Below are 19,330 nucleotides of genomic sequence, written 5' to 3'. Positions count from 1 at the left end.
GTCTCATCATCGACTCTTATGGGCTTCAGCCATCGCCACCAGAATTTTTCTCGGTCCCTTGAACGGCGTGCGCCCATGTGCCACCAGCATATTGTCCAGCATCAACACGTCGCCTTCCTCCCACGGAAACCGGACGGCGTGGCATTGATAGATGTCACGAATTTCGTCCAATACGGCCGTCTCGATCGGGGTGCCGTCTCCGTAACAGGCCTGCCGGGGGAGATCGGCTTCGTTCACGACGGCCAGCAGCGCCTCGCGGACGGAGGGCTCCAGATTCGAGACATGGAACAGATGCGCTTGGTTGAACCACACCGTTTCCTTGGTGCGGGGATGGACGGCGACGGCCTGGCAGACTTGCCGCGTGCGGAGCTCTCCGTCCCGTTTCCACTCATGGACGATCCCCGCCGCCCGGCAAAATCGCTCCACGATCCCGCGGTCCGTGGTGTTGAACACCTTGGTCCAGGGCACGTCCAGTCCGTTTCCATAGTTGCGCACGTACATCACGCCCTTTTCGATGAATCGCTCTCTGATGCGGACCGGAATCTGCCGATACACCTCGCGGCTGTCCGCGATCGGCGTATAGCCGCCTTCCGAAGACGCCTGCGCGCAATAAAACCAGATTTTCATCGGCCATTCGGTGGTGTACGCTTGTTCGTTGTGCAGGGGAATGTGCTGATGGGGAGGATATTCCGTCGACGTATAAATCTGGTTGTGGACCTGCGACCGGGGTGTGGATCCGAACTCGTAGGAAGCCAGGTCAGGCGAAATCATTCGCGCGAATGCCTCGAAGTCCGCCGCCGATTCGATCGGAAACCCCCTGAACAGCAGGCCTCCGACGGTCGAAAGATGGGCGTTCATTATCCGCTCCACGGCGTCTCGGTATGCCGCCAACGACTGCTTCTTCGCGGGATTGACCACCACAGGAAGAAGGGTGTCGGAGCCCAAGTAGCTCACCCGGCAGGACGATCGACCGAATGCCTCTCCGGATGTTTCCTCCACGGGCATCGGCGCGCTATTGTTATGGTCGGCGTGCATGCTGTTCCTCCATCTCTCCCACGTTCGGCGAGCCGAATAGCCGGGCTTCCTCCCGATCCCACGCCCATTGAAAACAACGCACACGGGAAGGCCTGCCCTCGGTCACCAACGCCCCGGAATAATCGGATCCCAGGGGAATCGTGAACATGGCCCAGCGATGATCCCTGAGGCCGCCACGAGTCGATGCGGGGAATCGCTCCTCGAATTCGTCGGCAACGTCGATTCGATCCAACGGCCATTCCAATCCCGCGCCGAGAGCCTTGACGTAGGCTTCCTTCAGGGTCCACCACGAAAAAAACGTGTCCGCCTGCGCCGGTCCGGCGAGTGACGCCAGCACCGCCTGCTCGCGTTCCGAGCAGGCATACGACGCAACGTCGCGCCACGAAAATTCACGATCCCGCCATTCAATATCGACGCCGACTTCGCGTCCACGCGCCATGGCGCAGAGGACGAGTGACCGCGCATGCGAGATGTTGAAGCGGAACGCCCCCTCATCCGAGAGCAAGCACGGTTTCCCATTCCGTCCCGTGGTCAACCGAACCGAGCCGGGCGACCGGCCGAGATAGTCTCCGAGCATCATCCTCAGAAAACCATGGGCGTGAAGATACCGCCGGCGGTCTTCTTCGAATGCGAAACTCCGCGCGCGAACCTGCTCGTCCTCGCCGAGCATGCCGCGGAGAAAAGATTCCGGCCATCGCTCGCGCATATCGGCGCACCACACATGCACGTCGCCGCCCGGCAACGACCATGAGGCCGATCGCATCGGAACGACGAATCTTTCCGCCGGCGAGACCATCATCGGTTGATCCTCTGCTGCTGAGACAACGCGGCGGAGAGTGTTTCCAGCATCGGTTCTTGAGCGCTTCTCATGAAAAAATGATCGCCTTGGAACAGCCAGAGCTGAAATCGATCCCCTGTGTGCTCCCGCCAGGCCCGCAACACGGCGCAGTCCACATGCGTATCCGCCATTCCTCCGAACGCGGTGATGGGGCAGCTCACCGGAGGCTCGTCCTTGTAGTCATATCGATCGCGAAGCGCGAAGTCCGCGCGAACAGCGGGAAGCATCATGCGCATCAATTCCGGATGATTCAGCACCTCGGACGGCGTCCCGTTGAACCGATACAACCGCTCGAGAAATTCATCCTCCGACAGATCACACATCCGTTCCGAAGGGGGAAGATGCGGAGCAGGGCATCCCGAGACGAAGAGATGGCGCGGCTCGATTCCATTGGTTCTCCGCAACTCGCGCGCCAATTCAAAACTCAGCAGCGCGCCGATACTGTGGCCGAACAACGCGAACGGTCGATCCAGGTACGGCTCCAATGCCTCCCGCAGCAGAGGCACGAGGTGACGCAAGTCCTCGATGGGAGGTTCGGTGATCCTCGCCTCCCGCCCCGGAAGCTGAACGGCGCACACTTCCACATTCGACAACATGGAATTTTGACCCCAGCTTCGAAATACGGAGGCCCCCCCGCCCGCGTACGGGAAACAAATCAACCGCATGCCGGCGCCTACCTGCGGATGAGTGACGATCCATGGAGTCGAGCGCGCGACCGTCAGCATGAGGAGGCCGTCTTCTCTGTTTGCGCCTGCTCATCCATCCATTTCCTCAAACTCAAGGGGCGCATGTCGGTCCATATTTCCGCGATATGGGCCAGACATTCGGCCTTGAGCCCGGTCTTGCCTTCGTCCCTCCAGCCCAACGGATTCTCGCGATAAGACGGCCAGATCGAGTATTGCTCTTCATGATTCACAACGACCTTGTACACAGTCGTGTCTTCGCGTTCTTCGCTGTTCATCGCTTCTCCTCCTGGTGAAATCGACGTTCGGCGGGCATGCGTGTCTGTCCGTCGACCATCTGTGTGGTTCGTGAATGGGGAACCAGCTTCAGCGTATGGACCGGAGTTCCGGCCAAGAACGGAAGCGGCATTCCATGACTCCAATACGGTTGTTGATCCCGATAGTGAGGCGAGAGGGGATGCCCGGACTGTCCACCGGGCATGTGGAGAATCCCTTCGTCCCGATGACCGGGCGCCACCACGAGCCGCTGGCTCGCTCCGAGGCCGTCCTGCATTACGCGAATACATTGCCCACATCCGGCTGCGGGCTCATCCGGCATATTGAGGAGGTATCCCAGGCCTGGAAGCGCTCCGGCGAGGGGATGCTCCATCTTCACGCGATTCAACCGCCCCCACCTCAGCTCGGTCAGCGAAACAGACGGATGTTCCTCTTCTAATTCTCGGACACTTTGCTCCACCGCATTCAGAAGGAATTCCGACCAGTCGGGGAAATGGTCAGGATCCGGGTTCAGTTCCGGGATCTGTGCCGTGAGAAGCCGGCGTAACGGGGTATCAAGATCACCATCGTAGCTAAACTGCGCGTCACGTTCGCGACAAGAGGACAAATAAGGAGCGAACACCGAACGCACGAGCACTTGACGAAAGCGGAGAATGAGCGCGAAACCACGGCTGTCAGCATCGGCCTTCCCGTTCCAGGCCTCGAAGGCCTGACGCGCTTTCGCCAGAGATGGGTTACATTCACTCACCGCGTCGGTTAACAGCCCTTTGGCAAGGTGCCAATAGAACTCATAGAATTGACTGGTCGAATCCAATTGCAGGTCAAACAGGTCCCGTTCCCGCATGTTCGCCATAGCCTCCAGCCGTTGCGAGATTCTGAACGCGCGATAGCCGTTGGCAAACGAATGGCCGACGACATAGGGAGAGGGGGTGTTCAGCATGCGATGGTTGGCGCTGACGATGAATCCCGACGGAGGATCGACAATTCTTGGCACCGCGTCCGGAGGCACATATCCCGTCCAACCGAATCGACCGTCCGCCCAGGAGACACTCACCGAGCCGTCAAATCCTCGGCGCATGGGAATCTTACCGGTGTAGGTCCAGGCGATGTGGCCGCCGCTGTCCGCGAGAATGACGTTGTTCGCGGGACCGCCCGCATGGGTCATGACCGTGACGGCCTCATCTACCGACCGGACCTGATCCATGCCGAGCTGCCCAAGATTGACGGCCTCCGGATCGAGCGCGGTCCAGCGAACGGCCACAGGCCCATCCATCAGAGCATTGTGCGACACAGGTCCCCACACGGTGTCTTTGATCTCCACCACGGAGTCAGGAGCATCTTTCACCTTGATGATTTCTCGTCTGATCGTGAACCGCTTCCAGCCGTCCGGCGTCTTGTACTCATTCCCATCGAGGGGATTGACCTCCAAACGCACGAGGTCTAGAAAATCTCCCTCGACATTCGTCACGCCCCAAGCCACGAGACCGTTCGTGCCCGCAACGACGACCGGGATACCGGGAACCGCAACACCGGCCAGTTCGACCTGCCCGTATCGCAGCTGGATGCGGTACCAGATGTTGGGAACGGACATGTCCAAATGCATGTCGTTTGCAAGAACGGATCGTCCATCCGCCGTCTTGGCGCCTTGCACAACCCACCCGTTCGAACCCAATCCGCTCTTGCCGCTCTTGCCGAATCGAACCAGGCTCGCCCGGCGCGCGTGCATCTGATCGAGAGGCCTCCGTAAGGCCGCCAGGGCCCGAATTGGAATCGCCGGAGAAGAGAATGATTTCCTGCCGAGCACCGCATCCGTGTAGGGATCCGTCTCCGGAACAAGAAACGTGACGACTTCAGAAGGCAACGTCTGTTCCATCACCGTTCGCATCCGCTCTTCCTCGTCGGTCCCACTCAGCATATGAAACATTCCAAGCAGGATCAGAAGACTGTCCTCGACCTTCCAGCGATCCGGCTTATAACCGAGCAGCACACATTCGACCGGTGGAGTTTCCATCCGATCCAGGTAGTCGTTCACCCCATCCGTGTATGCATCGAGGACATCCCGCTGATCTTGCGGTAACCGTTTTGCTATGGCTCCGGCGGCGCCGCTGAATCCGAACATGCGTTGCCTGAGATCGGTTTCGCGCATCGTTTCACCTAGGACCTCGGCCAGCCGCCCTGCGCCGGAACGGCGCAGGAGATCCATTTGAAACAGCCTGTCGCGCGCGGTGACATACCCGAGAGTTCGGATCGCATCCGCTCGCGAACCGGCCATAATGGTCGGGATACCGTAGGCATCCGAAGTGACCGTGACCGGTTCGTGCAGACCGTTCACGCTCACTTCGCCGTCCAACATCGGCAAGGAGGCGCGAATCGTCATCACGACGTAACCCACACCACAGGCCAGCACGAGGCAGACGACCATTGGGAGAGCGACTCGTCTCATACGCGTGAATCTTGCTCCGCCGCTCGAGCTGCGTCACAGAATATCGACGCAATCGTGTCCACTTCCTCGGCGGTGACGATGAGCGGCGACAAAAATCGCACCACACTGCCGTTGCGTCCGCCCAATTCGAGAATCAGCCCGCGATTGAGGGCCTGGGATTGAATCTTTCGCGCAAGTTCCGGAGCGGCCGGATAGGCTCCTCCGGCGTCGGGGCTCGCGTCGGCATCGATAATTTCGACACCGATCATCAACCCGCGACCGCGCACGTCGCCGAAACTGCGCAACGACGCCTGGGCCTTGCGCAGATGCGAGAGGAGGCGCTCCCCCATGATTTGAGCGTGCTGGTCCAAGCGATGAGTTCGGACGAATTCGATGGTGGCCGCGCCCGCGGCCATGGCCATCTGGTTTCCGCGGAAGGTGCCGGCATGCGCTCCTGGTTGCCACTGATCCAATTCGGCCCGATACACCACCACGCTTAACGGCAACCCACCCCCGATCGCCTTGGACAACACCACCGCGTCGGGAATGATCCCGGCGCGCTCGAACGCAAACAACGATCCGGTCCGCCCCAATCCCGTCTGAATCTCATCGACGATCAGCGGAATGTCGCGATCTTTGGTCATTCGGCGAATCTCCCTGAGCCAGGCATCAGGCGAAGGAATCACGCCCCCTTCACCCTGAACCACTTCCAGGATCACAGCCGCCGGCGACACGACACCGCTGTTCGGATCGTCGAGTAATCGCTCGATATAGGTGCTGGAGAGACGATGCCCTCCCTCGCCGCCGACGCCGAAGGGACAACGGTAATCGTAGGGGTACGGAAGGAATTGGACATCCGGCATCAGACCGGTGATGGCGGCTTTCGGCGCCAGGTGGCCCGTCAGCGCCAATCCGCCGTGCGTCATCCCGTGATAGGCGCCGTGGAACGACAGAATCGTTCGCCGCCCGGTGGCCGTCTTCACCAGTTTGACGGCGGCCTCCACCGCGTCAGCTCCGGAGGGGCCGCAAAACTGAATGCGCGCCTCTTCCGCGAACTCTTTCGGCAGCGCGCCGAAGAGCGCATCGACAAAGCGGTCTTTCACCGGCGTCGTCAGATCCAGCGTCTGGAAGGGCACGCCGTCCCGCAATAATTGCTGGATGGCGTCCAAGACGACCGGATGGTTGTGCCCCAACGTCAGCGCGCCGGCGCCGGCCAGGCAATCGATGTATGTTCGGTTGTCGGTATCCTGCACATAGATGCCCTTGGCCTTGCTCAGCGCCAACGGAAGCCGTCTCGGGTAACTGCGGGCATTCGACTCCCGCCCTGCCTGTCGTTTGAGATAGGGATTCCGTTCTCTTGCTTCCACCACGGACTGCGGCATTGCCGAAAACAGCTTCTTCATCTCATCCACATGAACGGTCATCACGCGCTCCTTCCTTCACAAGTACGGCAACGTTGCGACTGTGGCCCCGATTGCCGCATGCCGACAGCGGTACCGGTTATCGAAAGGCACCCGCCCCTTCCGACACTGTCATGATCTTTCCCAGATCCATCCGGAGACATCGATCCGCGATCGAAAAGTATTGATCGTCATGGGTAATGACCAGTGCCGTTTTCCCCCGAGCCTTCAAGTCGGGCAACAGCTCTTCGTAGAACACCCTGCGAAACACCGGATCCTGATCGGCCGCCCACTCGTCGAACACATAGAACGGACGGTCCTCGAGATAGGCGGTCAACAAGGCCAACCGTTTGCGTTGCCCTTGTGAAAGCGCTTGCGTGGAAAACTCCCCGTCTCTGATCCGCACTTTCCCCTGGAGCTGCAGACGATCCACATATTCACGCGCTTGTCCATCGAGGTCGGTCCTGTTCAAACCGAACAAGGTGTCGAAGAGGTGGTAGTCGGAGAACACGGCGGAGAAGAGCTGGCGATAATTCTCCCGATTGATTTCGTCGATGGGAACCCCATCGAGGCGAATCGTTCCCGATTCCGGCGCGTAAAGCCCCAACAGCAGCAATGCGAGCGTCGTTTTTCCGCTGCCGTTTCCGCCGACAAGAAAGACCAGCTCACCCGGAGTGAAACTCAGTTCGATCGGACCCAGATGAAAACTGCCTTCTTCCTCCTCCCGGTAATATCGATGCGTGACCCCGACCAGCTCGATCCGCTTCCACGCGATGTTGAGGACGGGTCCGCCGGAGCCTTTCATCCTGACCGTTTCGCTTTTCTCGAGTTGGTCTTGAGCTGAAGCCGCTTCAAGCGACAGCCCCAACGTCTCGACTTTTTCCAGCGCGACATCGGCGCGTCCGACACTCGGCAGGGTTTCGACGATTTGCGCGAACGGCCCCATCATATAGAGGAGCACGAGCGTCGCTCCCGCGATGGCCTGGGGAGTCAGCGTCAGCCACTCCGGCAGAACAAACAGAGCAAGCCCGATGACCGCATAGAACAAGAACATGCCCCAGTTCGTGGCGATGGCGTAGACCGTCATGCCCTTGACGAAGTCCCGCTTATACGCCGTCACGGTCGGACGGAGCGCGGTGGCGAGAAATGCCTGGCGGCGTTCACGGTGAAGCTTGAGCTCTTTGATGCCTTCGAGAATCGATTGAAAATGGCGAAACAACGTGTCGTTTGTTTCTCGCGCCCGCTTGAACGAGTGGAGAGCCTGCTTTTCTTGCGCTTGGAACGACAGCGCGCCGAAGATCATGAAGCCGAGGACGATGGCCAGCACCGGCCATGAAAGCCAGCCGAGATAGGCCAGACATCCGACGACCGTCGCGCCGTTCACGCAAATCAACGGAATTTGCACGTAGGCCTGGGCGATGACGTCCGTATCCTCGTTGAGCGCGGCCAGCAATCGATGGCGGCCGAGTTCCTGCACGTGCCGGAGCGGCGCGCGAAGAATCTGTTCACTGAGGTGCACCCGCAACTGCGCGATGATGTCTTGGCCCAATCGTGTCAGCACCACCTCCGAAAAGGCTTTCGTGACCACCACGAGCGCGACACCTCCGAGAAAGCTCACGCCGAGAGCGGTCGTGCGGCGGCTTTCCTCCAACGCCGAATTGATAAAGGCGATGATCCCGGCGCTTGCCAGGCCGCTGATCAGGCCGGCGACCATGGAGAGCATGACCAGGCGCCACGAATTGCCGTACAAGAAGCGGATCAAACTCATCGTCGCGCGTTCCTCATGATTTCGGTCCACCGGGGATATCCGAATGCGCGGCACCCATCCGTTGAGGGCGGGCTTTGCGAGGAAGCGGAACAATGTCCGGTGCCGCCGTGATGCCGCCCGCTTGTTGACGCCGAATTTGTTCGGAGAGTCCGGTGACCGTCGGAGACTCAAAGAACTTTTTGAGAGAGACCTCCATGCGGAAAATGTCCTGTACACGATTCAAGATCTGCAGAGCGGCCAGCGATTCGCCGCCCAACGTGAAAAAGTCGTCCTGCGGACCGACATGATCGACTCCGAGAATCTCTCGCCAAACCAGCGTCACCGTTTCCTCGATCGTTGCGCCGGCCTTCAACTCTGTCCAACCGTGGAGCGGTTTCTCGTCTTTTCCCTTACCGGCAAGACCTGCGACATGAGATAGGGTGGCTCCGGAGTTCTGTCTCGCGAGAGAGGCACAGTCGCGAACCGACACGATCACTTGTGGCGACGTCCATCCGTGCAGAATCCGGCCGAATGCGTCCTGGGCTTCCGACGCCTCCATGCCGTCGAATTCGGACGCCTCGATCTGCAAAGCCTTCAGCCGGGCTTCGGCCTGCACGGCCATTCCCACCTGATTCCAGCGATCGAAATTCACTGAGATCACGCGCCCTCCGCGCTTCGAGAACGCGTGAGCCATCGCATCCATAGCTGAATTGGCGGCGCAATAGGCGACTTGCCCCACTCCTCCGGTCAAGGCGTTCAACGAGGAACAGAAGCAGATAAAATCCAGGGGCGCTTTCCCGAACAGCTGGTCCAGGACGAAGGCGCCGCTGACTTTCGGGCTGAATTCAGCCTCCACAGCCTCTGCGGTCTTGAGATCGACCAACCCGCCACCTGCAATCCCCGCCGCATGGATGACCCCATGGATCTCACCGAACCGATCCACAGCCTGAGCCAACGCCGCGCGCATCTGTTGCGGGTCCGCCACATCAGCCTGGATGCAGAGAACTGCGCCGCCCACCTGTTCGAGCCTCTTCAATCGCTCTACCTGTTCCGCCGTCGGTTTCGAGCGGCCTATCAACACGAGGCGTGCCTTGACTGTCCTGGCCAAATAGTCCGCGAGTTCAAAACCGACTCCTCCAAGTCCGCCCGTGATGAGATAGGCCCCCTGCGTCCGCAGCAAGGCCGGCCGTTCGTTCGGCTGGTCCAGCCTCACCGGCTCGAAGGCCGGAACCCACCGGTACGCCCCTCGAAAAGCCACGACCGGCTCATCCTGTCCGACCAGATCTTCGGCAAGAAGTCGGGTGATCTCTTGCCTCGTCAACACGTCTTCCTCGTGGTTCGATGCTGGGAGATCGATCACACGGCATCTAAGATTCGCGTATTCCTGTGGAATCACCCGACAGAATCCGATAAGCGGAGCCAATTCCGGGCGCAGTGTTTCTTCACCGGTGACATCGGATAACCCGGTTGCCAGGACGCAGATATTTGTCGGCTCTGTCGACGTTCTGCTTCCCAAGGCCTGTGAGAGGAGCAGCAGACCGTACAAGCCTCGATGTTGCGCGGCGCTGAAGGTGTCGATGGATAACGAACCAGGAGCGGGGTCGAGGTTCCAACAATGCATCACTCGATTCGGCGAGAGGTCCTGCTCCCGTAATTCGTGAATCAGCCTGTGATAATCTTCGCGAGCTCCCGGTCGTATCGCATACTGTTCCTTGGCGAGTCGGTGGTATCGCTCTCCGGTCGACACCGTGACGACCGGCCTCCCGTCCGATTCCAGTTGCGCGACGATGCCTCTTCCTTCACCCCGCTCGCCGACGAATACCAACCACGAGCCGTCTCGAACCGGTCCGGCCGATTGAACGGCCCGCGATCGCTTCCAAGACGGTTCATAGAACCAGTCCCCGATATCGGCCTTTTTGGCGGGCACTCCGGCCTGACCCCTCTCAGACGGCCGTTTCATCGACTCGACCCAAAACCGCCGGCGCTCAAACGGGTACGTCGGCAGGGGCACACGTCGAGGACGCCGGCCTCGATCGAGGCCGGCCCATTCGATCGGCACGCCCGCCGCCCAAAGATTCCCGACCGCTTCGAGAAAGCTCGACGGTTCGGATACCGGCGACGATCCGTTTCGCGGTGTGGGTAAAGAGGCCAGCGCCATCACCGAGCGGCGATCGATTTGTCGCTGAGCCAACAGGCACAAGGTCTGTCCAGGTCCCACTTCGAGTAGAATCCGCTCCGGCTTTCCACACAGCGTCTCGATGCCGTCCGCGAAGCGGACGGTCTGCCGGACATGATCGGTCCAGTACGACGCGTCCATGGCTTGAGCCGGCGTGATCCAATCGCCGGTGACATTGGAAATCCAAGGAATCGTCGGCGCGTGACGCGCCATGCCGGCAACCTGAGCATGGAAGGACTTCAGAATGGGGTCCATCATGCGTGAATGGAACGCATGGGACGTGTGAAGTCGCACGCTCCGGACACTGCGGCCCGTTAACGTTTCTTGCAGACGCTCGATCACGGACTCAGGCCCGGACAGGACGCATTGATTCGGCGCGTTGACCGCCGCGAGGTCTATGTCTTCGCGCAGATAGGAGATCGCATCGGCTTCCGACATCGATACCGCCAGCATTGAACCAGGCGGCATGCTTTGCATGAGCCGACCGCGAAGCGCGACCAGCCGCAGCGCATCCTCGAGCGAAAAGACACCGGACAGGCAGGCCGCGGCATATTCTCCGATACTGTGTCCGATCATGCCATGGGGATGCACATTGAGGCTCATCCACAGTTTGGCAAGCGCATACTCCAGCACAAACAAGGCCGGTTGCGTGAGCGCCGTACGGTTGAGTCTCTCGGGATCCGTCGAACATTCCTCGAACAACACCGACGTGATATCCACCCCGAGGTGAGGCGCCAGCAGGGCCGCGCAGCGGTCCACCTGTTCACGGAACATCGATTCGTGGGCATAGAGGCTTCGGCCCATCATGGGATACTGGGCGCCCTGCCCTGAGAAGAGGAACACCACGGGCCTCGGTTCGCCGACGTGCGTGACGGTGTTCGCGGAGTCGGATCGGCTCAAGGCGCGGATCGTCGATGCCATGTCGTCGGCCACCACCCATCGGCGGCAGGAAAATGCTCTTCGCCCGGTCTGCAGCGTGTACGCGACATCCGGCAGTTCGGCCTTCGGATGTTGCTGAAGATAGGCGACCAGGCGTGTGGTCGTCTCATTCAATGCCGCTTCAGATCGCGCGGATACGATGAGGAGTTGCGGGCGTCGCTCGATCCGGTCAGGCTCTCGCTCGACAAGCGGCGCCTCCTCCACGACCACATGCGCGTTGGTGCCACCGAGACCGAACGAGCTGACGCCGGCCCGTCGAGGCGCGCCGGAGGAATTCCAATCGGTCAGTTTCGTATTGACGTAAAAGGGCGTCTCGGAAAAATCGATGTCGGGATTCGGGGAGGAACAATGCAGGCTGGGAGGAATCTGTTGATGCGACAGAGCGAGGACCGCCTTGATCAATCCCGCGATTCCGGCCGCCGCATCGAGATGGCCGATGTTGGTCTTCACCGATCCGATGGCGCAAAATCCGTTTCTGTCGGTGCCGTCACGAAATGCCTGGGTGAGGGCCGCGACCTCGATCGGATCACCCAGAGGCGTCCCGGTCCCGTGCGCTTCGACATATCGAATTGAATCCGGCTCAACCCTGGACGCCGCCTGCGCCGCCCGAATCACCCGGGCCTGTCCTTCCACGCGCGGCGCCGTATACCCGACCTTCCGCGCTCCATCGTTATTGATCGCGGTGCCCTTGATCAGCGCCAGGATATGGTCCCCGTCGGCCTCCGCATCCTCGAATCGCTTCAACAACACGATACCGACGCCGCTTCCTCCGACCGTTCCCCGCGCATCCGCGTCAAAGGCCCGACAGTGGCCGTCCGGAGAAGCGATTCCGCTCTTCTGGTAGAGATAGCCGACCTTTTGCGGCACGTTGATGGACACACCCCCGGCGAGCGCCATGTCGCATTCTCCCGCGAGCAGTCCCTGACAGGCCAAGTGAACAGCGACCAGAGAGGTGGAACAGGCGGTTTGGACCGCGATGCTGGGCCCTTCCAAATTCAATTTGTAGGAGACACGGGTGGGAAGGGAATCTTTCTCCACGCCGAGAATCCCGGCCATGTCGGAGGCCGATTGCAGCAGGACGCCATCGGGGAAAAGGTTGAAGAGATACCCGCTGGTACTGGAGCCGGCATAGACACCGATGGATCCCCGGAACCGTTCCGGATCATATCCCGCGTGTTCGAACGTCTCCCACGCGCACTCGAGGAATAACCGATGTTGCGGGTCCATGAGTTCGGCTTCTTTGGGCATGACGCCGAAGAAGTCGGCATCGAACAGGTCGATCCCTTCGATGACCCCCCGCATTCGGACATAGTTCGAATCATGGCGCAGACGCGCTTGAACCCCTGAGGCCCGCAGGTCTTCTTCGCCGAGCACCGTGATGGATTCCACTCCGTCGCGTAAATTGCTCCAGAATGTCGCGCTGTCCTGGGCTCCGGGGAAACGACAGGCCAACCCGATGACCGCAAGGTCCAACCCATCGTGATCACTGATCTGATTGCCGCCGTTCCGTTCCATCTCAAGTCCTATCCGTCGTCGTCTGACGTTGCTGTCGCTGCCGCTGCACACGGCGGATGCCCGCCATGCGCCGCTCCTTGGTCTTGTGCATCTGGTCGGCCTCGCCGGACGCTTCATTGTGTCCGATCGAAGGACCGTCGCCGTTGAGATACGCGGCAAGCGCCTGCACGGTCGGATATTGGAACAAATCCACCATCGCCAATGGCCGCGCGCTGATGGCGCGAACTTGGGTCAGCACTTTCGTGAGAAGAAGGGAGTGCCCTCCCAGATCAAAGAAATTGTCCTGTCGGCCGACCGACTCTCGCCCAAGGATCTTTTTCCAAATGTCCGCGATGGCTCGCTCCGTATCAGTCTGAAGGGGCGACGAAACCGACTCCCTTTTCGGAACCAGTTCCGCGAGAGCCCTCAGAGCCCGGCGATCCACCTTCCCACGCGACGTCAACGGCATCGTCTCGATAAAGATCCATTCAGCCGGAATCATGTATCCCGGGAGACGCGCCGCCAGAAACCTCCGGAGGTCGTGAGCAGTCGCGGCGGTTTCACCCCGATGCACGATATACCCCACCAATCTGGGCTCCTGTGCCCGCGCGCCCGCCGACCCGTCCGGTTGCTCGTTCGAGTCCTGCAGAACGAGCGCATCTTTCACGGCCGGATGTTGCTTGATTCGACATTCAATCTCGGCCGGTTCGACTCGAAAACCCCGTACTTTTATTTGATCATCGTATCGACCGAGAAATTCCACCTGGCCGTCCGCGCGCCGTCTGGCCTTATCACCCGTTCGATACAATCGTCTTCCTGGTTCGCGACTAAAACAGTGCGGGACAAACTGTTCCGCTGTCCGTGCCGCCTGGCGATGGTATCCCCTGGCCAATCCGGCCCCGCCGATATAGAGCTCACCGGCCACGCCGATGGGGACCGGCCGGCACGCCGAGTCAAGGATATGCATTTCAACGTTGGCAATAGGCCGCCCGATCGGCACCGTGGACGCCGAGATCCAATCCTCCCCCCCCTCCGGCATGAAATAGCTCGCCGTGATCGTGGCTTCAGTCGGGCCATACGAGTTGCACCAGGCCACGCGATCACCGACAAGCCGTTCCCAGCGAACCAGGCTATCCGGTCGCGCTTTTTCGCTTCCTACGATCACCAGGCGGATCGACACCGGAAGAGCCGTTCCCGGTTGTTCGCAGGATTCGATCCAATCAGCCCAATAGGGGGTCGGCACATTCAGCACGGTGAGACCGTGATCATCGATAAATCGCCCAAACTCGGAAAACTCCGGCACCGGCTCGTTGGGCCGCAACACCACCGATGCGCCGGCCGCCCAGGTAGGAAAGTACTCCTCAGCCGCGACATCGAAACTGATCGAGGCAAATTGCAGCACACGATCGGCGGGCCGCAGCCCATAGTGCTTCGCCATGGCCGTGCTGTGATTGACGAGCGCGTGATGAGAAATCTCGATTCCCTTCGGTCGGTCGGTCGTCCCGGAGGTATAGAGCACGTACGCCAGGCTCTGAGGAACGGCGTACGAAGGACAGTCGAGATCGGACAAGGACGCCAGGGCCGGCCACGCCTCATCCAGCGCAATGACTGGAATCGTCGCGTCGCGAAACAGTGCGGCAAACCGCTTTTGGGTGAGCAGCAATCGCGCTCCGCTGTCCTGGATCATCACGCTCAATCGCTCCTGGGGAGCGGATGGGTCCATCGGCACGTACGCCGCCCCCGCTTTCAACGCTCCGAGCAGAGCCGTTCCCATTTCCAGGGACCGGTCCAGGCACAATGCGACGCGGCTTTCCATCTCGACGCCCAGCGACCTGAGATGGCGGGCCAATTGGTTGGCTCGCCCATTGAGCGACCGGTAGCTGTGCGAGACCCCCTCCCACACCAGCGCGACGGCATCCGGCGTACGTTTCGTCTGGTGTTCGAAAAGCTGATGGAGACACAACTCGTGCGGATAGGACGCAGCCGTATCGTTGTAATCCTGGAGCAGGCGCCTTCGTTCATCGTTGCCCAGCATGCCGAGTTCGCTCACAGGCGCGTCAGGATGCAATGCGATCTGTCCGAGCAATTCCTGAAAATGTCCAGCCATGCGCGCGATGGTTTCACCGGTGAACAGATCCGTGCTGTATTCAAACACCGCTTCCAACACCCCGCTTTTCATTGCCACCAATTCAAGCGTGAGGTCGAAGGCCGAGGTTCGGAGGCTCGTCTTCATCCGACGGGCGTCCAAGCCGTCCAGCCGGCAGAGCTCGGGTTGCTCTTCTTCCAAGGTCAGCATCACCTGATACAGCGGCGTATGACTGAGACTGCGAGGGACCTGAAGGGCGTCGACCAACCGTTCGAATGGAAGGTCTTGATTGGCCTGCGCCTCGAGCACCGTCTTCCGCACCTGCGTCAGCAAGTCGAGAAACGTGGGATGACCGGACAAGTCCGCTCGCAATGCGACTGTGTTGACGAAGCAACCGATAATGGAAGCGGATTCGAGGTGGGAGCGGTTGGCGACCGGCGTGCCGATACAGAACTCCGATTGCCCGCTGTAGCGGGCCATGAGCACGTCGAACGCGGCCAGAACGGTCATGAACAATGATGCCTGTTGCCTGCATCCGATGTCGTGGAGCCGCCTCCCGACATCTTCGGGCACAGTCCAGGCATACCGATCCCCCTTCTGCCCTTGCACCGCGGGACGAGGGCGATCGGTCGGCAGCTCAAGCACATGCGGAACGGATGCCAGCTGTCGGCGCCAGTACGTTTCTTGCCGCTGCCATTCCTCACTGTCCACACAGCGGCGCTGATGTAAAACTGCATCCAGGTACTGTCTCGACAGAGGCACGAGCGGGGAATCCGTTCCCTTCTTGAAGGCCTCGTACAATTGCGTCAATTCGAGGCCGAAGATTCGCATGGACCAGCCGTCCGCGACGATGTGATGGATCGTGAGCAACAGAACATAGTCCGTTTGACTCAATCGCAGCAGTCGCGCCCGAATCAAGGGACCCGCCATCAGATCGAACGACTGATGCGCTTCATTCGACGCCAGCGCCGTGACGTGCTCTTCCTGCACTGTTCCTTCCAGGCTCGTGAGGTCCTCGACGGGGAGAGGAAGATCACACGGCGGATCGATCACTTGAGCCGGATGACCCTGGTCGATGATGAATCGCGCGCGAAGGATTTCGTGGCGCCGCACGATTTCAGTCAGGGCGCGACGTAGCGCCGTCAGATCGAGCGCTCCCCCGATTCTCAAGGCAACGGGAATATTGTTGAATGAACTTCCCGGTGCAAGTTGATCGAGAAACCAGAAGCGTTGTTGGGAAAACGACAACGGCGTGAGGTCCTGTCGGATCGTCGGTTCCAAATGCGTCCGCGCCGGTGACGACGTTGATCGAGACCCTGCTTGAATCTGTGTCGCCAAACCCGCCGCCGTGGGGGCATCGAACAGCGATTCGAGAGGAAGGTCGACCCCGTAGATTGCTTGTAGCTTGGCCAACACTTGTATGCCACGCAACGAATCTCCACCCAACTCGAAGAAATTGGCGCCGGGCTCAACGTGAGGACGGTCAAGCACCTGGGCCCAGACTTCAGCCACGGTTGCGACCACCTCATCATCGACATCCGCAGCAGCAAGAGCGACCCCTGTTTCCGCCGGCTCATCATGGAACGTTGCGTGAACGGCCTCTAATTCATGGGCCAAGAACTTGGCGCGACAGAGATGCCGCTGAACCTTTCCGCTCGATGTCTTCGGCAGAGTACCGGGCTTGATCAAGACAACGGCATGGACTTGAACCTCGTGATATTCCGTGACCGCTCGACCGACTCCCGCCGCGACAGAGTCGAAATCGATGGCTGAATTGCCGACCACTTCCTGCACCACGACCAATCGCTCCTCATCCTCGACCGGGATGGAGAAGACCGCGCCGCAGCCTGGCCGGAGAGAAGGATGGCTTTCCTGTACCGTGGCCTCGATGTCGTGCGGATAATGGTTCCTGCCACGGATGATAATCAGGTCTTTCAACCTTCCGACCACGAACAGCTCCCCGTGCTGAATCACCCCCAGGTCGCCCGTCCGAAGAAACGGGCCCTCACCTGTATCCACCGTCTTCGCTAAAAATATCGCCGCCGTCGCTTCGGGGCTCCCCCAGTACCCCTGCGTGATACTTAGCCCCTTCACCCAGATCTCCGCGACCCTTCCCTCTAGGCAACGCGAGAGGGTGTCCGGGTCGACAATCATCACCTCCTGATCAGCGCTTGTTCGGCCACAGCCGACCAGTCGCTGAGCAGAGCTATTCGTTTGAGGAGAATCGATGAACCGCCCGCGCTCCATCGCGGTTTTTTCCACCGTTCTCACAACCGGCAACGCGCCCTGTTTCCCACCGGCCACAAACAGCGTCGCTTCCGCTAACCCATAACAGGGATAAAACGCCGCTCGCTTAAAACCACAAGGAGCGAATCGTTCCGAGAATCGATCCAGCGTGCCCGCGTGAATCGGTTCCGCGCCATTGAACGCCACCGACCAGGAACTCAAGTCCAACTGATCCCGTTCCTCCAGGGCGATCTGACGGACGCAGAGGTCATAGGCGAAATTGGGCGCTCCACTTGTCGTTGCGCGATAGCGGGAAATGGCGGACAGCCAACGGAATGGCTTCTGCATGAAATGCACCGGTGACATCAACACACAGGGCCGGCCAAGATAGAGCGGCTGGAGGACGTTCCCGATCAGGCCCATGTCGTGATAGAGCGGAAGCCACCCAAGAACCGTCGTCTCCTCGTTGTGCCCGAACGCCTTATGAATCATGCGTTGGTTGTGCAGCAGGTTCCCATGACTGACCATCACGCCTTTCGGAGAACCGGTCGATCCCGACGTATATTGAAGAAACGCGAGCGTCTGTCCGGTCACGGACGGCGTCTGCCACGCGCTTTCGATGTTCCGGGGGAGAGCGTCGGTTTCGATCCACCGCACGCTCCCGAATTCATCTATTCCGGAATCCTGTCCACAAAGCCGATCGATGCCGGCTCGCACCTTAGTTGTCGCCAGGGCAATGGTCGCTCCCGAATTCGCCAGCACCGCGCGCAATCGTCCCAGCGTTCGTTTTCGTTGCGGAGGATAGGCCGGCACGGCGACGATGTCCGCATACAGGCAGCCGAAGAAGGCCGCGATATAGTCCAAACCAGGCGGATACAAGAGGACTGCCCGATCACCGCGCGCGCCGAATGATTGAAGCCGCGCCGCGATGGCGCGCGCGCGCCGATCCAATTCGCCGTAGGTCAGTTCGCAGGTCTCCGTCTCTCCGTCGATCAAGAATATGAAGGCAGGCCGGTCGGCGAGATCGTCCGCCCTCCTACGAAGGAGATCGACGAGCGTCACGACGCCTTTTCGTTCCTCGGATGCCAATGCAGTCTCCCTCGGGCGTTAAGGACACACCAGGAGCGTGGGATGTCGGTTGCCCGTTCATCCCGAACCGCAGTGAACCTCTGTAGGGTTTCTCGCTTTGCCTCAGCCGGTGAGCTCGAAGGCCATCTGTCTCGAAGGGAATAACACTAGCGCGGCAGCAGGGCCGCGTCCCTTCTCTGATGGCTGAGTCGTTCTATACTACGTAGACGGAATACGAAATTATTTCCTCACCACAAAGTATGCAAATAGTTCTGTGGGGCCGGTTCTCAGATTTCCACCGGCAGATTGAGCTCGCAATCCGGGAGATGCGTACTTCCTCGGTTCTGACCATACGGTAGGCCTGGTGATGTACGTTGCTGCGCTGCTTTAACCCAGGTTAGTGTTGGTCGGATAACACCAAGGACTTCGTGTCCCCAACCAAATCGGCGAGTGCGCCTGCCTGGGCGGCAAGTTCGTCTCGCCCCATAACGATCCCTGGGTTGAGTATGTGGCCTATCCTGTCGGACAGCCCTTGAGGTCGCAGAGAGAGCTTGTTCATCGCGAGGGCGAGCTGCTTCTCACCCGGGAAGTACTCTCGATTCAGCGCGAAGAGCACCTGGATGAGTGCCTGTAGCGTGTGCTGCACAATGGCGGAGGTGTAGATGAGATCCACCCGCTCGACGGCACTCTTGTAATGAGGATTGTTCAGCCAGAATGCGGCCTCGCGCATGAAACGATGCAGCAATGATCGGCGTAAGGCTTCGGGATAGCTGCTCACCTGCTTTTCCATCGATCTAGGGTTCCTTGAAGATCTGCCCTTCCCCCGATTTCACAGACACCTCCCTAAGTGGGAGAATGAGGAAATCGGAGGACAGTATGAGCTCGAAGACACGACGGTCGTATACGGAGGCGTTCAAAGAAGAAGCGGTGCGCTTAGTCC

General features: G+C 60.0%; 10 protein-coding genes. All 10 read right to left on the bottom strand.

Annotation, left to right across the window (positions count from 1 at the left end; genetic code table 11):
- Positions 1–6: 6 nt before the first annotated feature.
- Positions 7–1,035, bottom strand: coding sequence for a TauD/TfdA family dioxygenase (locus COMA2_RS17405; RefSeq protein ID WP_245631090.1), 1,029 nt, complete (start codon positions 1,033–1,035; stop codon positions 7–9).
- A complete protein-coding gene (locus COMA2_RS17400; RefSeq protein ID WP_090901390.1) occupies positions 1,019–1,834 on the bottom strand; it encodes a 4'-phosphopantetheinyl transferase family protein in 816 nt (271 codons plus the stop codon). Before COMA2_RS17400 ends, COMA2_RS17405 begins: the two co-directional genes overlap by 17 nt.
- Complete coding sequence (locus COMA2_RS17395) at positions 1,831–2,598, bottom strand: thioesterase II family protein (protein WP_090901389.1); 768 nt, start codon at positions 2,596–2,598, stop codon at positions 1,831–1,833. The genes COMA2_RS17400 and COMA2_RS17395 overlap by 4 nt, the downstream gene beginning before the upstream one ends.
- Positions 2,592–2,834 (bottom strand): MbtH family protein, encoded by a 243-nt coding sequence (locus COMA2_RS17390; protein ID WP_090901386.1) that lies wholly within the window; start codon positions 2,832–2,834, stop codon positions 2,592–2,594. Before COMA2_RS17390 ends, COMA2_RS17395 begins: the two co-directional genes overlap by 7 nt.
- Positions 2,831–5,275, bottom strand: coding sequence for a penicillin acylase family protein (locus COMA2_RS17385; protein ID WP_090901383.1), 2,445 nt, complete (start codon positions 5,273–5,275; stop codon positions 2,831–2,833). The genes COMA2_RS17390 and COMA2_RS17385 overlap by 4 nt, the downstream gene beginning before the upstream one ends.
- A complete protein-coding gene (locus COMA2_RS17380) occupies positions 5,272–6,657 on the bottom strand; it encodes a diaminobutyrate--2-oxoglutarate transaminase (RefSeq protein ID WP_342672628.1) in 1,386 nt (461 codons plus the stop codon). Before COMA2_RS17380 ends, COMA2_RS17385 begins: the two co-directional genes overlap by 4 nt.
- 97 nt (positions 6,658–6,754) lie before the next feature.
- Positions 6,755–8,422, bottom strand: coding sequence for a cyclic peptide export ABC transporter (locus tag COMA2_RS17375; protein WP_090901709.1), 1,668 nt, complete (start codon positions 8,420–8,422; stop codon positions 6,755–6,757).
- Positions 8,423–8,435: 13 nt separating this feature from the next.
- The gene (locus tag COMA2_RS17370) at positions 8,436–13,031 is read right to left on the bottom strand and encodes a type I polyketide synthase (protein WP_175304693.1); all 4,596 of its coding nucleotides are present in this window, start codon (positions 13,029–13,031) and stop codon (positions 8,436–8,438) included.
- Position 13,032: 1 nt separating this feature from the next.
- A complete protein-coding gene (locus tag COMA2_RS17365) occupies positions 13,033–18,411 on the bottom strand; it encodes a non-ribosomal peptide synthetase (protein WP_090901374.1) in 5,379 nt (1,792 codons plus the stop codon).
- A gap of 376 nt (positions 18,412–18,787) precedes the next feature.
- The gene (locus COMA2_RS17360; protein WP_090901371.1) at positions 18,788–19,180 is read right to left on the bottom strand and encodes a DUF4037 domain-containing protein; all 393 of its coding nucleotides are present in this window, start codon (positions 19,178–19,180) and stop codon (positions 18,788–18,790) included.
- Between the last annotated feature and the right edge of the window lie 150 nt (positions 19,181–19,330).

The organism is Candidatus Nitrospira nitrificans (assembly GCF_001458775.1).
In the GTDB taxonomy this organism is placed as follows: Bacteria; Nitrospirota; Nitrospiria; order Nitrospirales; family Nitrospiraceae; genus Nitrospira_D; species Nitrospira_D nitrificans.
Note: the sequence above shows the minus strand (reverse complement) of the source record. Positions and strands in the feature narration are given on the sequence as shown.

What these genes read in the sequence shown, in the direction of transcription:
- COMA2_RS17405 (WP_245631090.1), bottom strand. Translation starts at nt 1,035, where the DNA reads ATGCACGCCGACCATAACAATAGCGCGCCGATGCCCGTGGAGGAAACA.
- COMA2_RS17400 (WP_090901390.1), bottom strand. Translation starts at nt 1,834, where the DNA reads ATGATGGTCTCGCCGGCGGAAAGATTCGTCGTTCCGATGCGATCGGCC.
- COMA2_RS17395 (WP_090901389.1), bottom strand. Translation starts at nt 2,598, where the DNA reads ATGCTGACGGTCGCGCGCTCGACTCCATGGATCGTCACTCATCCGCAG.
- COMA2_RS17390 (WP_090901386.1), bottom strand. Translation starts at nt 2,834, where the DNA reads ATGAACAGCGAAGAACGCGAAGACACGACTGTGTACAAGGTCGTTGTG.
- COMA2_RS17385 (WP_090901383.1), bottom strand. Translation starts at nt 5,275, where the DNA reads ATGAGACGAGTCGCTCTCCCAATGGTCGTCTGCCTCGTGCTGGCCTGT.
- COMA2_RS17380 (WP_342672628.1), bottom strand. Translation starts at nt 6,657, where the DNA reads ATGAAGAAGCTGTTTTCGGCAATGCCGCAGTCCGTGGTGGAAGCAAGA.
- COMA2_RS17375 (WP_090901709.1), bottom strand. Translation starts at nt 8,422, where the DNA reads ATGAGTTTGATCCGCTTCTTGTACGGCAATTCGTGGCGCCTGGTCATG.
- COMA2_RS17370 (WP_175304693.1), bottom strand. Translation starts at nt 13,031, where the DNA reads ATGGAACGGAACGGCGGCAATCAGATCAGTGATCACGATGGGTTGGAC.
- COMA2_RS17360 (WP_090901371.1), bottom strand. Translation starts at nt 19,180, where the DNA reads ATGGAAAAGCAGGTGAGCAGCTATCCCGAAGCCTTACGCCGATCATTG.